Annotated in this window: 9 protein-coding genes and 1 pseudogene; 2 read left to right on the top strand and 8 right to left on the bottom strand. The window is 53.8% G+C overall.

What is annotated here, in order from left to right:
• Positions 1 to 89 precede the first annotated feature (89 nt).
• Both NSU01_RS05650 and dgt read right to left on the bottom strand, forming a co-directional pair.
• Positions 90 to 1,874, bottom strand: coding sequence for a methyl-accepting chemotaxis protein (locus NSU01_RS05650; protein WP_076242277.1), 1,785 nt, complete (start codon positions 1,872 to 1,874; stop codon positions 90 to 92).
• Between the two features lie 206 nt (positions 1,875 to 2,080).
• On the bottom strand, positions 2,081 to 3,490 hold the full coding sequence (dgt, locus tag NSU01_RS05645) for a dGTP triphosphohydrolase (RefSeq protein ID WP_042134021.1): 1,410 nt from the start codon (positions 3,488 to 3,490) through the stop codon (positions 2,081 to 2,083).
• A 246-nt stretch (positions 3,491 to 3,736) separates the two neighbouring features.
• On the opposite strand from dgt, the gene NSU01_RS05640 reads away from it, so the two are divergent.
• Together NSU01_RS05640 and NSU01_RS05635 are read left to right on the top strand one after the other, a co-directional pair.
• Positions 3,737 to 4,513 carry a polysaccharide deacetylase family protein gene (locus tag NSU01_RS05640; RefSeq protein WP_042134019.1) on the top strand — a complete coding sequence of 259 codons (777 nt, stop codon included), beginning with the start codon at positions 3,737 to 3,739 and terminating at the stop codon, positions 4,511 to 4,513.
• A gap of 143 nt (positions 4,514 to 4,656) precedes the next feature.
• Positions 4,657 to 5,667, top strand: a complete 1,011-nt coding sequence (locus NSU01_RS05635) for a helix-turn-helix transcriptional regulator (protein WP_042134017.1) — start codon at positions 4,657 to 4,659, stop codon at positions 5,665 to 5,667.
• A gap of 92 nt (positions 5,668 to 5,759) precedes the next feature.
• Here the strand turns inward: NSU01_RS05635 and dhaK are convergent.
• The 6 genes and pseudogenes from dhaK to NSU01_RS05605 form a co-directional block, all read right to left on the bottom strand.
• A pseudogene (gene dhaK / locus NSU01_RS05630) lies at positions 5,760 to 7,403 on the bottom strand (dihydroxyacetone kinase subunit DhaK).
• Positions 7,400 to 8,500, bottom strand: coding sequence for a glycerol dehydrogenase (locus tag NSU01_RS05625; RefSeq protein WP_076242274.1), 1,101 nt, complete (start codon positions 8,498 to 8,500; stop codon positions 7,400 to 7,402). The pseudogene dhaK and the gene NSU01_RS05625 overlap by 4 nt, the downstream one beginning before the upstream one ends.
• 134 nt (positions 8,501 to 8,634) lie before the next feature.
• The gene (locus tag NSU01_RS05620; protein ID WP_076242273.1) at positions 8,635 to 9,642 is read right to left on the bottom strand and encodes a PocR ligand-binding domain-containing protein; all 1,008 of its coding nucleotides are present in this window, start codon (positions 9,640 to 9,642) and stop codon (positions 8,635 to 8,637) included.
• Between the two features lie 418 nt (positions 9,643 to 10,060).
• Positions 10,061 to 10,993, bottom strand: a complete 933-nt coding sequence (locus tag NSU01_RS05615; protein ID WP_076248994.1) for an IS3 family transposase — start codon at positions 10,991 to 10,993, stop codon at positions 10,061 to 10,063.
• A 5-nt stretch (positions 10,994 to 10,998) separates the two neighbouring features.
• A complete protein-coding gene (locus NSU01_RS05610; RefSeq protein ID WP_052421685.1) occupies positions 10,999 to 11,313 on the bottom strand; it encodes a helix-turn-helix domain-containing protein in 315 nt (104 codons plus the stop codon).
• 442 nt (positions 11,314 to 11,755) lie between these two features.
• The gene (locus tag NSU01_RS05605) at positions 11,756 to 13,966 is read right to left on the bottom strand and encodes an alginate lyase family protein (RefSeq protein ID WP_076247442.1); all 2,211 of its coding nucleotides are present in this window, start codon (positions 13,964 to 13,966) and stop codon (positions 11,756 to 11,758) included.
• Positions 13,967 to 14,004 lie beyond the last annotated feature (38 nt).

The raw sequence follows: 14,004 nt of genomic DNA, 5'->3' as shown, positions 1-14,004 counted from the left end.
CAACAGCGGCCGGAAGTCCAAACATTCTCTGCAGTCACGGCGTATCCCTAAGTATTAGAATTTCACTGCTTCAGCCTATATAGCCCCCCTCACACTTGAAACCGAGTGACCGACTCCTTAAGCTCAGTAAGCAGCAGCTTCAGATGCTCGATGCCGTTGGCCACTTCCGTAGTCGCGCTGAGCTGCTCGTGAGCCGAAGCTGAAGTCTCTTCTACACCGGCCGCAGATTGCTGGGCGAGTGCCGAGATATGCTGGCTGAACTCGTTCATGGTTTCACTGGCTCCGGTCATCTGCTCCAGATCCTTGGCCATTCCTTCCACCGTGAGCGCCATTACCCCCACCGAGCCGTTGATATCGGCCAGGGCTTCGCCCGTCTCGACAATCTGCCGGCTGCCCTCTTCCGTCTTCGCCACGCCGCCGCGCAACTGCTCAACCATCGCTCTGGAGTCATGCTGGATTCCCTGTGTAATTCCGGTAATCTCCGCTACGGTCCGCTGCACATCCTCCGACAGCTTGCGCACCTCCTGTGCTACTACCGCGAAGCCCCGGCCGCTGTCACCGGCTCTCGCCGCTTCAATGGCCGCATTAATCGCCAGCAGATGCGTCTGCTCGGAGATGCTGCGGATGGAGCCCACAAGCCGGAAGATCCCCTCGTTCTTGCGGTTCAGCTCCTCCACCGTGTCCATAGACTGCGATACAGCGTCCGCAATCTGGTTCATTTGCGCCACCGAGCTTTCCATGAGCGCTTTGCCTTTTTCACCCTTCTGCCGCACCTGCTCCGAATGAAGCGAGAGGTCAATTCCCCTGCCGGCAAAATTCTCAATTATAGCGTTTAACTCCTCCACCGCCTTAGAAGCATCTACCGCTGCTTCGGCCTGGCTTCCGGAGGCTTTGGCCAGCTCTTCCATGGTCAAGGCAATCTGGCTGCTGCCCTCCTTGGTATCGGAAATCGTATGCATCAGCTCATCGCCCTGTTCCGAAATCACCTCGGAGACATTTCTGATCCGGTTCACCATTTCCAGCAAGGTACGGTTAGTTTCGTTAACGGTCTTGGCAAGCTGGCCGATTTCATCCATATTGCCGATCAGGGTATCCTCTGCGGTCAGATCACCGCCGGAGATCCGTTGCAGGTGTACGGTTACCTTTTTAAGCGGATTGATCATGGTCTTACGGATCACCATGTTAATCATTCCGATGACTACCAGGACAATCAGCACAGTTACAATACTCAACGTCAGGGAAGTGTGGAAAATCTTCTCGGAAACTTTGCCCTCACTCGCTGCTTCATCCTGAGTGTGTGCAACAAGCGCGTCCAGATCAATCTGCATCGAATTAAACGCCTCAATCCCCTTGTGGGATACCTCCAATGCTAATTCCTCGTCATTCGAGCTGCTGAGCAGGATCGCCTGATTGTTGACGGTCAGGAACTCTCCCCATTTCCCGACGAGCGACTGTAATTGCCCCAGCTCCTGCTCTCCCCGCAAGGTGAGCTTGTATTCCTTCAATGTATCTGACACTTTGCGGATGAATTCAGCCCGCTCTTCCGCAAGTGTGTTTTTCTCTGCGCTATCCGTGCTCAGAATATGCTGCATGCTGATCGCCATAACATGCTCTGTCAGGTAATTTACATTGTGGATTTTATCCAGTGCGGGAATGCTCTGATCAATAATATTGCCTGTGTTCTTCTGCATACCGTTCATTTGATAGAGCGAGACCCCGCCGGTAACCAGAACCAGTACTGCCAAAGCCGCATAACCGGAGGCAATCTTGAATCCAATACTTTTACTTCCTTTAGCTACTGCGGTCTGGCGCATTTTTTTAGTTCCACTCACCCATTTTTTAACTGCACTTTTCAGTTGTTGACCCTTGCCCATCTACGTGCGCCTCCTCAAACATTTTCCGAAAACATGACCGGAATTCCATTCTATTACATTCCATTTTCATAAAAGAACAAAAAAAAATAGGTTGCTAGTACTATTTCGGCAAAACACCCAAAAAATTTTATATGTATATCCAGAACTATAAAAAAAGTACCCGCCAGCCAAACCGGCTGACAGGTACTATTGGCGCAGAGCTATGCCTAATCCAGATCGTAAATCGAGCCTACCTTTAGTCCATACAGCTCATTGTAGATTTTCTCGGCAAACGCATCGGTCATCCCGGCGATATAATCTGTCACCATATGCTCCCAGGTCCAGATGGGCCTGGCCGACCTCTGATCCTTCTCATACCGCTGCAGCCAGTCGCTCGGAATAATACTCCGCGAGGTCTCGGGATCCAGGAAGGCCTCCCACAGCCGCCGGAGGATCCATTCACTCCGTTTCTGCAGGCGCTGCACACGCAAATCGCGGATCATCGTTACCCAGGCGAAGCTTTTGAGCACACTGACCGTCCGCAGCATATCCTCATCCTCCTGGCCTTCCTTGATGAATGTAACCTTCTTCCAGTCCCCGTCCTCGATGACGCCGAGACTGGCGACGAAAGTACTGACCCAATAAGCTTTAACTTCACGGCGCGTGCGGGAGTAGTCATTCTCACAGGTTGGCATTTTCTCCATCCATACCCGAAGGAATGAGCTAAGCACTTCCTCCACCTTGGCGCTGATCGCCTCGGCCTGCCAGCCTGACCAGAAGGCATCCTCCAGCGTCGTGATCTTCTCAACAATCAGCCGCTGAATGTATTCGTCGTGCATGAAATGCTCGTGTACCTCTATCTTGCCGGCCTTGATGCCGTCTTCGAGGTCATGGGCCGAATAGGCTATGTCATCGCATAAGTCCATAAGCTGTGCTTCCAGTGTCTTCTTGCCTGCCGGAACCCCCCACTGGGTGCGGATCTCGTTGATGTATTCCCATTCATGCAGGTACATGCCCTTCTTCAGCACAGTACCGGGAAACGGATATTTGTTAATGCCCAGCAGCACCGCATCCGAGAGGTTCAGTCCATCGATATTCTCCCGTTTCTCCAGAAACATGATCAGGCGGAAGTTATGGGCATTGCCTTCAAAATGTTCATATTTACGCTTCATGCTCTCATGGATCGTCTGCTTCTGTACCGGACCGGCCCCGGACTTCGCGGCAGCCTCCGCTGTTTTCTTGGCAATAAGCCCTTCCAGCAGGCTGTCCAGCACCTCTTCCCCCTTATGCCCAAACGGCGGATGGCCGAAATCATGCGCAATGGCCGCACATTCCACGACCTCCGGATCGATGACCAATCCCGGATTCTCAGCTGCCCCCGTCTCTACCTCAGGATAAGAACGCAGCAGACTCTTGGCCGCTTCGCGGGCAATCTGCGCCACCTCCAGCGAGTGGGTCAGCCGTGTGCGGTAATAATCTCCGGTGCCTGCACCGAATACCTGTGATTTGCCTTGCAGCCGTCGAAAGGTCGGCGAATGGATCAGACGCGAATAATCGCGTTCATATGCGGCTCTGGATGTTTCCAGCCGGGTAATTTCCGGATATTGCCTATGCTCTCTTTTCTCAATTAGTGTCATCTCCGCTGCCCCTATTCCATTGTTCTGTATTTAGTATCTCATTATAAGTCATTTCCGGCAGAACTTTCACTCTAAAATGCGACCAGATAAGTTTCCGGTTCAGATGTTACTTTCATCTTTATCATTAACCTTCCAGTTCGCTCTATATAAAATGCATATTTCCCGGGGCAAATGGAGCATTCTAAGGCTCAAGCAGCGCAGGAACGGCTTATAAAAACACAGGGTGTGGAGTGAAACTTGAGACGCATGAAAAGAGGAATCCGAATCACTGCCGCGGCCCTTGCAGCGCTCGCGCTTATGCACGGCTCTGCAGACATTGCCCTTGGCAGCCCGAACAGGGCCAAGAACCGCTATTATTATGAGGAACGGGGCGACATGATCTGGGAGGTGCAGACCAGCCAAAAGGTTATTGCACTCACCTTCGACGACGGCCCGGACCCCTTCGAGACGGATGGCATTCTGGAGGTACTGCATGAATACAATGCGAAATGCACTTTTTTTGCAATTGGCAAACGGATCGCCGCTTATCCCGAGGTCGCCAGACGCGTCATTAATGAAGGCCATGAGCTTGCGAACCATACCTATAATCACGTTTATTTCAAAAAACCGGTCTCCGGGCAGCAGATTCAGGAGGAGCTGGAGCTGACGGAGAAGGAGATTGTCAAAGTATCCGGCAAACACAGCAGCCTGTTCAGACCGCCGGGCGGAATGTACGACGACACGATGATTGATGTGTCCAACAGCATGGGCCTGAAGCCGGTGCTCTGGTCCTGGCATCAGGATACCCGCGACTGGAACCGCCCGGGAGTCTGGAGCATCTCCAGCAGAGTGATCCGCAATGCCCGGAATGGGGATATCGTTCTGTTCCATGACCATGTCCATGGGCAATCGCAAACGAAGGAAGCGCTGAAGATTATCCTCCCCGAGCTTGAGAAGCAAGGGTTCCGGTTCGTCACTGTCTCCGAGCTGATCACGTTATCCGATGCGCAGCAGGCGAAGACAGAGCGGCACGGGACTTATTGAAGCTCCGTCTACCGCTCTCCGCTTGCGGTCCGGGGGTTTCTTAGATTGCGCAGGTCCACAAAATAAGGTAGTCTTGAGCATTATAAGCATTATATGGCTACCTGTGACTTCTGCCGCAGTGCATCCCTGGGAGGGTTTAATTCATGTCTGAGAATACTTCCTATACCACCGAGGAAATCGCCCGGTTACTCAAAATATCCAAACTTAAAGTCTATGATCTGATCAAAAAAGGAGAGTTGCCCTCCTACCGTGTCGGCAAACAGATGCGTGTTGACCTCTCTGATCTGGAGGCATACAAGCAGAATTCCCGCAGCAGCGGGGCTTATGGGCATCCGCTCCCCGGCGGAAGCGGATTACAGGAAATACAGCCGCTGCAGACGCCCGCTTCCTTCGCGGCTCCGTATCAGGCCTTTGCCCCTCCGCCCCCCCATACCGGCAAAAGCACCAGTATGAATGTGGTCATTACCGGCCAGGATATGTCGCTTGATATTCTGGCGACCTATCTGGAGCGTACGCTGCCGTCCACCCGCCCGCTCCGTTCGTATGCCGGCAGTCTGGACAGCCTGATTGCCATGTATCACGGGGAATCGGATATTGTCAGCACCCATCTCCTGGATGGGGATACCGGCGAATATAATCTGCCTTATATCCGCAAGCTGCTCGTAGGCTTCTCTTATATCGTAGTGCATCTGCTATCGCGCAGTGCCGGGTTCTATGTGCGGAAGGGCAACCCCAAAGGCATCCGCGGCTGGAGTGATCTCCGGCAGAGCGGGCTGACCCTGATCAACCGTGAACGCGGCTCCGGGGCCCGGGTGCTGCTGGATGAGCAGCTCCGCCTGCTCGGAATTCCATCCGCATCGCTGGAGGGCTACGGAACCGAAGAGAACAGCCATCTGGCTATAGCCGGCATGGTGGCGCGGGGCAGCGCCGATGTGGGCATCGGCACCGAGAAGGCCGCCAAGATTATTGACGGCATTGACTTCATTCCGCTCACCACGGAACGCTACGATCTGGTCATGGTCAAGAAGCCCGAGAATGAACAATGGATCAGCACGGTTCTTGATATTCTGCGTTCATCCGCCTTCCAGAACGAGCTGAAGTCCATTCACAGCTATGACCTTACCGAAACAGGGAATATTATATACGAGACTTGAACTAGCGGAACAGCAAAGGGACGCCCGGCGGAGATATACCACCGGGACGTCCCTTTTCGCTGCATCTGTATTTCAATCGGGGTCTTCAATCCTTACTGCTGCATCCGGTCTACAATCCCGGTGAACAGAATACCTATCGCTGTAGCTCCGGCATCGGGGTGGCTGAGGCTCCGCTCGCCCACATAGCTTGCCCTGCCTTTGGAAGCGATAATGTCTTTGGTGTGCTCGGCTCCCTGCACCGCCGCTTCTGCGCCCTTGCGCATGCTGATCAGCAGGGCGTCGCCACTCTCCGCACTCTTCCGCTGAGCTTCAGCAGCAGGAATCAGTGCATCGAGCAGCGTCTTGTCGCCAAGCTTGGCCCCGCCCCGCTTCTGGATGCCCTCTACCGCGTTCTCCAGCAGCTCCGCCAGCTCAAGTCCGCTTAAATCGGTCTTGCCCTTGGCGTATTTCGCCGCGCTGCGGAAGGCCGAGCCCCAGATCGGACCCGAAGCGCCTCCGCAGTGCTCAATGATCACCATTCCGCAGGCTTTGAGGAATTCACCGATATCTTCCTGCGGCAGCTCCTCCCATTCCAGTTTCAGCTGCCGGAAGCCCTTGGCCAGCGACATGCCGAAGTCCCCGTCTCCGGCGAAGGAATCCAGTTCACAGAATTCGACTTCCTTCTCAATGATAAGCTTCGCCATCTCGTCTATCATCACTACTATATCAGCTGTAAGCAGCTTCTCCATTGCTTCCGCCTCCTAACATCTATAAGCTGCCGTCTCCGCGCTATAGTCGAGTGCCTGCTTCAGCTCATCATCCAGCTTCAGCAGGGTGACCGATGCTCCCGCCATATCAATCGCACTCATATAATTACCGACAAAGGTCCGGTATACCCTGATCTTGGCTTCCTCCAGCAGCAGGCTGACGGAACGGTTCAGGATGTAGAGCTCCTGCAGCGGTGTTGCCCCGAAGCCGTTAATCATCAGAGCGACCTCTTCCTCCGGGTTAACCGGCATATCGGCGAGCAGCGCCTGCAGTGCCTTCGCGGCCAGTTCATCTGCCGGAACGAGCTTTTCCCGGGCAATACCCGGTTCGCCGTGAATGCCTACACCGAATTCGATCTCATCCTCTCCAAGCGCGAAGGTTGGTGAGCCTTTGGCCGGCACGGTACAGGGAGTCAGCGCGAAGCCGATCGACCGGACATTGCGCACTGTTTTCTCCGCGATGGCCTTGACCTCCGGAAGTGTATCTCCCCGTTCTGCAGCCGCTCCGGCGATCTTATGCACAAACACCGTTCCGGCCACGCCTCTTCTGCCTGCCGTCGATGCATCGTCCGCTACGGACACATCATCGTTCACATACACTTTTTCCACGGTGATATCATCATCTTCGAACGCCATCTCCGCCGCCGCATCGAAATTCATACAGTCGCCGGAATAGTTCTTGATAATCAGCAGCGTTCCTTGGGAGGAAGCCGTCTTCGTAATCGCATTGTAGACCTGAATCGTCGACGGAGATGCAAACACATCACCGCATACCGCCGCATCCAGCATTCCCTTACCTACGTATCCGCCATGCGCAGGCTCATGTCCGCTGCCTCCGCCGCTGATCAGGGTGACTTTGTCCGGGTTCAGCTCTTTACGCGTAATAATCTTGTATTTCCGGTTCCACTCCAGCAGCTCCGGATGGGCAAGCACCATGCCCTCGATCATCTGCACGACTACATCTTCAGGGGCGTTAATGATCTTCTTCATCTGGCTTCGCCTCCGCTTCCGCCCAGCCGGTCCGCAGCCAGAATGGCCGCATATACATCATACTTCGTAACCGGGAACGGCATATTATGAATGGACTCCCCTTCGGCACAGGCTCTTTCGGCCACCGGCATCAGCCGGGCTTCACTGATATCTGTAACACCCAGGTCCTTCAGGCAGGTAGGTAATCCGAGCGATTTGCAGAAGCCAAGCACCGTGTCCAGTTCTTCCTGCGGCGCATTCTCCAGCACCATGTGCACCAGCGTGCCGAAAGCCACCTTTTCCCCGTGATAATAATGATGAGTCTCCTCCAGAATGGTCAGCCCGTTATGCACGGCATGCGCTGCGGCCAGTCCCCCGCTCTCGAATCCAAGCCCGCTGAGCAGGATATTCGTCTCGATAATATTCTCCAGCGCCTGCGTAACCACCTTGCTGTCATTGGCCGCTTTGGCCTTCAGTCCGTCCTCCAGCAGTGTTTCGTAGCAGAGCCGGGCCAGCTCCATCGCTGCCTTCGTGCTTACGGCCCCGGAATTGTTATAGGTGAAACCTCTGACACAGGATCTCGCCTCAAAAAAGGTCGACAGCGCATCCCCCATCCCGGCCACCAGAAAACGCGTTGGTGCATTGGCAATGATTCCGGTATCCACCAGCACCACATTGGGATTCTGCCGCGCATACAGATAGGATTCGAATTCGCCATGCTCCGAATAAATAACGGAAGAGCCGCTGCACGGCGCGTCGGTCGCCGCAATCGTCGGCACGACAATAATCGCAATTCTCGCGCGGTTGGCGATGGCTTTGGCTGTATCCAGCGCTTTGCCGCCGCCAAGGCCGACAATGACATCACAGCCTTCTGCTGCCGCGAACTGCTCCAGCCGGCCGATCTCCTTAAGTGTACATTCCCCGCCGAACCCGCCGGTTACGAATTCGAACCCTCCTTTGGCAACCGCTTTGTCCAGGTAATCCTGAACCCGGGCCTGATCATCCTTATGCGCCACCAGCAGCGCTTTCCGTCCATAGATCGTTACATAGTCCCCGATGTTGTACAGTTCATCTTTGCCCTGAACATATTTAGAGGGAGAGGTTAGTATTTTTCTCATTTCACAGCACTCCTTAGGCAGGATTTGTAAACGCTTCCTATTCAGTATAAGCGCTTTGCCGCTGTTTGGCATTGCACGATCCTGTATAGAACTATTCCGTCATTTCATCCTATAAACTCCCAGCGCAGCGCGGATTATGCACGGTTCTTCAGGCGGTAGACCGCCGGTGTTTCGCCTGTAGCTTTTTTGAAGGTCCGGATGAAATACCCGCTATCCTCAAAACCCAGCGAATACGCGATGCTCACTACAGATTCTTCTCCCTCCGCCAGACTACGTTTCGCTTCCTCCAGCCTAAGGCTATTTATATAGGAAGAAAAGGTGCTGCCCGTCTCCTGCCGGAACAGTCTGCTGAAATAGTCCGCGCTGATCCAGCATAACTGGGCCATGTCCGCCAGTCTCAGCCGCTCCCGGAAATGCCCATGCATATGCTCCAGCGCCGGCTTCAGCCTGAGGCTCCCGCCTATTGTGCCCGCAGCTTGCTTCCTGTCAGTCGGCTGGCCCGCCTCCTCCTGTACCTGCTGCCGGGGAATCTCATGTACTTGCGCTGCTTCTTCTGTAAGCTTCACATCCGCAGCAGCTGCAGAAGTGCCGAATACATAAGTCCGATTCCTGGCGCTAACTCTGCCGGTTATATAATGGCTCATGTGGGTGACCAGACGGGCTACGGATTCGATCCGTTCATAAGACATCACCGGAAGGCTCCGGTAATATTCCTCCAGCATGCTGTCATGCTCCCTTTGATATGGACGGCTGGTTGCGCTCAGTATATCAAGCTTCTTACCGGTATCCTGTGCGGGAATAGAGATCTGCCCCAGCATAATGGAGCCAAGGTACTTGCTGCCGACTACCAGCGGTACCGCCATATCCACAATCCCCATATGGCATTTATAGACATAGGGACGCTGCATACTCTGTGCGGCATATCCCCCGCGGTAATCACAGCTCTCACATAACCGGGAGGACTGGGTGGCCGATCTCATCGCTCTGCAAAAGTCCGTGCATTTGCTGTGCCGGGTCACCGGCTTGCCGCCAGCATCAACCGTAAGCACAGCCATATCCGTCACCGCAGCAAGATCGTCCTGAATGATCTGCAGCGCCTGTGTATCCACGACATCCTCAAGCAGTTCCAAAGAGTTCCTCATGAGTCCCTCCATTATCATTCAAATTATATCTAAAATTATAACATGATAACGATTGCAACAAGGGGATTCGGCGCAAACATTTTCAATTCTTGATCCTAGCCGACCGTAGTGCCGTTATTTATCGAAAGGGAAACGTTGTGCCGGGCTTAAAGGCTTATGCACACTTGCGTTCTCTCCAGCAGGCGACCAGGTACTTGTCCAGCCCACTTCGGGCGGAATTCGCCTACTTCGGGCGGAATCAAGAGCTTTTATGCTCTTGATTGGCTCGTCCAGACCAATTGTATTCGAAATATCGAATACAATGAACTACTGTGAAGGTAACCAGACCCAATGTATGCGAAAAACCGAATACAATCGGTGCGACCCCCTTATCCCGGAGTCCTCCGTATAAAATCAGTACTTGTTGTAGATATGCTCTTTATTTCGCTTTTTCTCTCGGCCAGAAGAAGCGGGAGCGGTCTTCTAGGGTCAGCACCCACTCTGCAAAGGTAGCTGGCGGCAGGTTACGAAGGCTCGTATGCATTCTGCGATTGTTGTAAAAGTCCATGTACCGGTCCACCGCTTCATAGGCCTCTTCGAACGTTTCGAATGCCTCTTTGCGGAACAAATCCCGATCGATATTACTGTGGAATGATTCAATAAAAGCATTTAAATCCGGCGTTCGAGGCGGAATACGTTCATGGGTCATTTCCCAGCTTTCACACATGTCGCCAAACAGGTGGCTGATGAACTGTGGGCCGTTGTCGGTGCGGATCACAGGGCGAGCGCTGTCAGGGGCGCAGTGATGCTCCATGGCGCGCGCCAGCGTCTGGCAGGCGTGCTTGGCCTCACACGACGATCCCCGGTGGTAGCCGACGATGACACGGGTAAACACATCGATAATGCTCAGGACAAAGAAATGCCGGTCACGTCCCTCCACATACCCGTATTTAATGTCCATCTGCCAGAGCTGGCTCGCTCCTGTAATGACTCGGTTCTCCGGCAGCTTCCGGGGATGCTTAAAGCGCTTCTGACGCTGGGGCTGCAGGATATCCAGCTCCTGACACAGCCGGTAGCTTTTCTTGTGATTGAGCTTCAATCGGTGCTGGTTCCACAAGCACTTGGCCAGGAGTTTGTACCCGTACACGTGCTCTTCTCCAGCGATTAATTCCAGCAGCCATTCCTGGATCTCCTCGTCACTAATCTTTTCCCCAGACTCGTTAAAGGAGTAGCCTGGCTGGGGTCTTCCACGCCCCCCTTGATCGGCCTTTGGGGACAGTGACCTGCGTTTCTTACGGTCGTAGTACGTGGACTCTGCTAGCCCCATGAGACGCAGTACCAAAGCTGCGGTATTCCCCTGCTTAATGAACATGTCGGCTACCTCGATTTTTTCGGATAAGCAGGGGTTGGCTTTTTTAGCAGTTCACGCAGAATCTCAATCTCTAACTCCTTTTCGCCGAGTATCTTGACGGCCTTCTCGTATTTCTGCTCCACTTCCAGGAGGCGCTTTAGTTCCTCCACCTGCTCCTGGGGATACGGATGATCTTGTTCCCCATGGGCCCCTCGGTAATCTCTCACCCACTGATTCACCGTCGCTGGGGTCACCCCATATTTTCGGGCAACCACCGCTGCCTTAATGCCAGACAACACCTCTTGCGCTGCCTTCTCTCTTGTTCCCGTTAAGTGTCCCATTGTGTTCATCCTCCTCCTGTATTCAGTCTACATTTTTATGGGGGAGGACTCCAACTTCATTAGGGGGCTGTGGAGCAATGAGCTACTGTGAAGGTATCCAGACCCAATGTATGCGAAAAACCGAATACATTGAGCTACTGTGAAGGTAACCAGACCAATTGTATGCGAAAAACCGAATACAATGAGCTACTGTGAAGGTAACCAGACCCAATGTATGCGAAAAACCGAATACATTGAGCTACTTTGATGGTAACCAGACCCAATATATGCGAAATTTCGAATACATTGTAGCCACTGTGAAGGTATTGCGCCCTTCCTTCTCTCAACCCTCCCACTCCTTTAAGCTCTCCCTTTCGAAGGAGCACTTAACCGTAAATTCTTATATTTACAACTAAAACAACGCCCACCCCGGTACAGGATGGACGTTGTTCTTTTCAAACCGCTATGATTTGGATTCCGTGATCACAATAACATCCCGGCTATAGCTCCCCCCGGCAAACTCCAAGCCTGCCGGCTCTTCCTTGCGGGGCAGCAGCGCTTCGGCAATGATATTGCCGGTGTGATCGAGGTAGCCCGCTACCTCTACACTATTATGGTATAAGCAGATTTCATCCACTCGATCTCCCATTATAATACGCAGGGCCGTTGCCTCTTCAGCAGATAGCTCTTTCCCGTTCATCCGTGCAGGCAGGGGCTCAATGGTCACCTTAGGTTTCTCCGTTCCGAACGGAACGGCAAGCGTTACGATTGCCGTCCTCCCCGTCACAGTTAGCGAACGCTTCACCACCGGACTCTCAGCATACTCCCCCTGCTTGAAGATCAGGCCCTGCTCAAGCACCAGCTGGTCCTCAGCGTGGCCGGATGGCAGATGCAGCAGCAGCAGATTAGCCCCCTTCAGTTGAGTGGACACTTCCCCGCTGCGGCAGTCATATCCCGCTCCGCCTGTAGGCAGATGAAAGTACTGCTCATAACGGTGCTGTTCCTCCGCTTCAAACAGATCCACAATCAGCCAGTAGCTGTTCTTGATGAACAGCACCTTGCGGGAATGGATGACCGGATCATCGTAACGGGTATAGCCGTAATGGCTCGCGAAGCTGTAGTCATAGGCTGCACTGGACTGGACGTCCCAGATTCTGCAGGCTGCCGTAGTCGGCGTATTCCAGTGAAAGCTGCGGACATGCTGGTCCTGGCCATCCACCACTACGGTATTATGGGCCCGGGTGGATACCGTATATTTACGCTCCTTGTTCCACTCGAATAATCCCATGCCTGAATCCGCCAGCAGCTCGCGCCCTCCGGCGTAGAGCACCAGGCTCAGCGCATCCGAATGGGCATGTCCGCCGACTCCAATCCCTGCACGCATCGCCATGTACATGTCTTCCCTGCTCCAGCCCTGTCTGGAGGTAATGTAACCTCCAATCGGGAAGCAGGCTGCCGTTTCGGCAGGCTGCTTCGCCTTCAGCTGCTCATATTGCTGCACCGCTTCCGGCCCTATTCTCCAGAGCAGCGAGAACGGCAGCCGCTCATGCCCCAGCGCTTTGAAATCGCCGCGCTGATACAGATAAGCGCCCAGACTCATGACATTGCGCAGCTCACTGACCACCTGCACATCCGTATCGCCGAATTTGACCAGCTGTCCGTCGGGGGCCAGCAGATGCATCGTCACGGTGAACATTTTCTCCAAGGTGTCGCGATACTCCCCGGCGTCAATTCCAAGCTTATGGAACAGTGCCACCAGTTCATACAGATCGCGCATCACGATCAGATGATAATTCGGACTGCCTTCGAACTGTACCCCATCCGCATATACGTTCTGGCGGATATATCCCGGCAGCTCACGCAGCCCGTACTCCAGCCATTCTGCGGAATCCTTCAGCTCCGGCAGGAGCAGCGCCGTCTGGATCAGCCCCCGCAGCTGCATGCAGACATGGTTGCCGCCGCTGGCATGATATTTGCGCACATACTGCCCGTGCTCCTGGAAGGACTTGATCAGCTTCAGCTTAACCGCAGGTTCAAACGCAGGTGAGCTGAAGAAGATAATGAAGGCTTCCGGCAGCATAAACAGCCGCACCCCGACAGACAGCGGGTCCCAGGTCGAATGCTCGGAACGGAACGTATCATCGACAGGCATCCTATTATCATCGATGAAGTCGCTGATCATGTCATTGAAGCATTTGGCGTATTTCTCATCACCGGTCAGCGCATAAGCTCTGGACAGATGCTTCACATATACGAACCGGGTCAGATGCAGCTGATACTGTGAGCTGTCATACAGCCAGCTGTTCCAGTCATAGGTTCCACGCGGAAAGACCACTCTTTTCCCTTTAAATAGCGGGATATCCCCTTCCACGATCCGGTCTGCCTCAGCGATTGTCTGCTGCGCTTCCTCCTCATGGCCGTAGTAGCTTGCGGCATACGCCTGAAGCTTGGGAACATCCTTCACTTCAAAGTAATATCTCCCGTTGTTACCTGCTGCAATGACCTCCAGATAGGCATTCCGTGCAGCCGGGACATCACCTGTCTTCAGCTGTGCGGCCACACCGGCAAGCTCAGGTCTGCTCAAGTCCAGCATGGTGCCGAGGAATTCTTCATCCGACAGCTGCGGCTTTGTATATATAGGATTATGGCGCAAGTCTTTATATCCAATCGTCATTTGAACCCTCACCTTTATTGGTTTAACGGATCTCATCC

This window comes from Paenibacillus sp. FSL H8-0259, from assembly GCF_037963255.1.
Lineage (GTDB): Bacteria > Bacillota > Bacilli > Paenibacillales > Paenibacillaceae > Paenibacillus_AQ > Paenibacillus_AQ phytohabitans.
The sequence above is the reverse complement of the archived record's forward strand: the minus strand, read 5'-3'. Positions and strand labels throughout refer to the sequence as shown.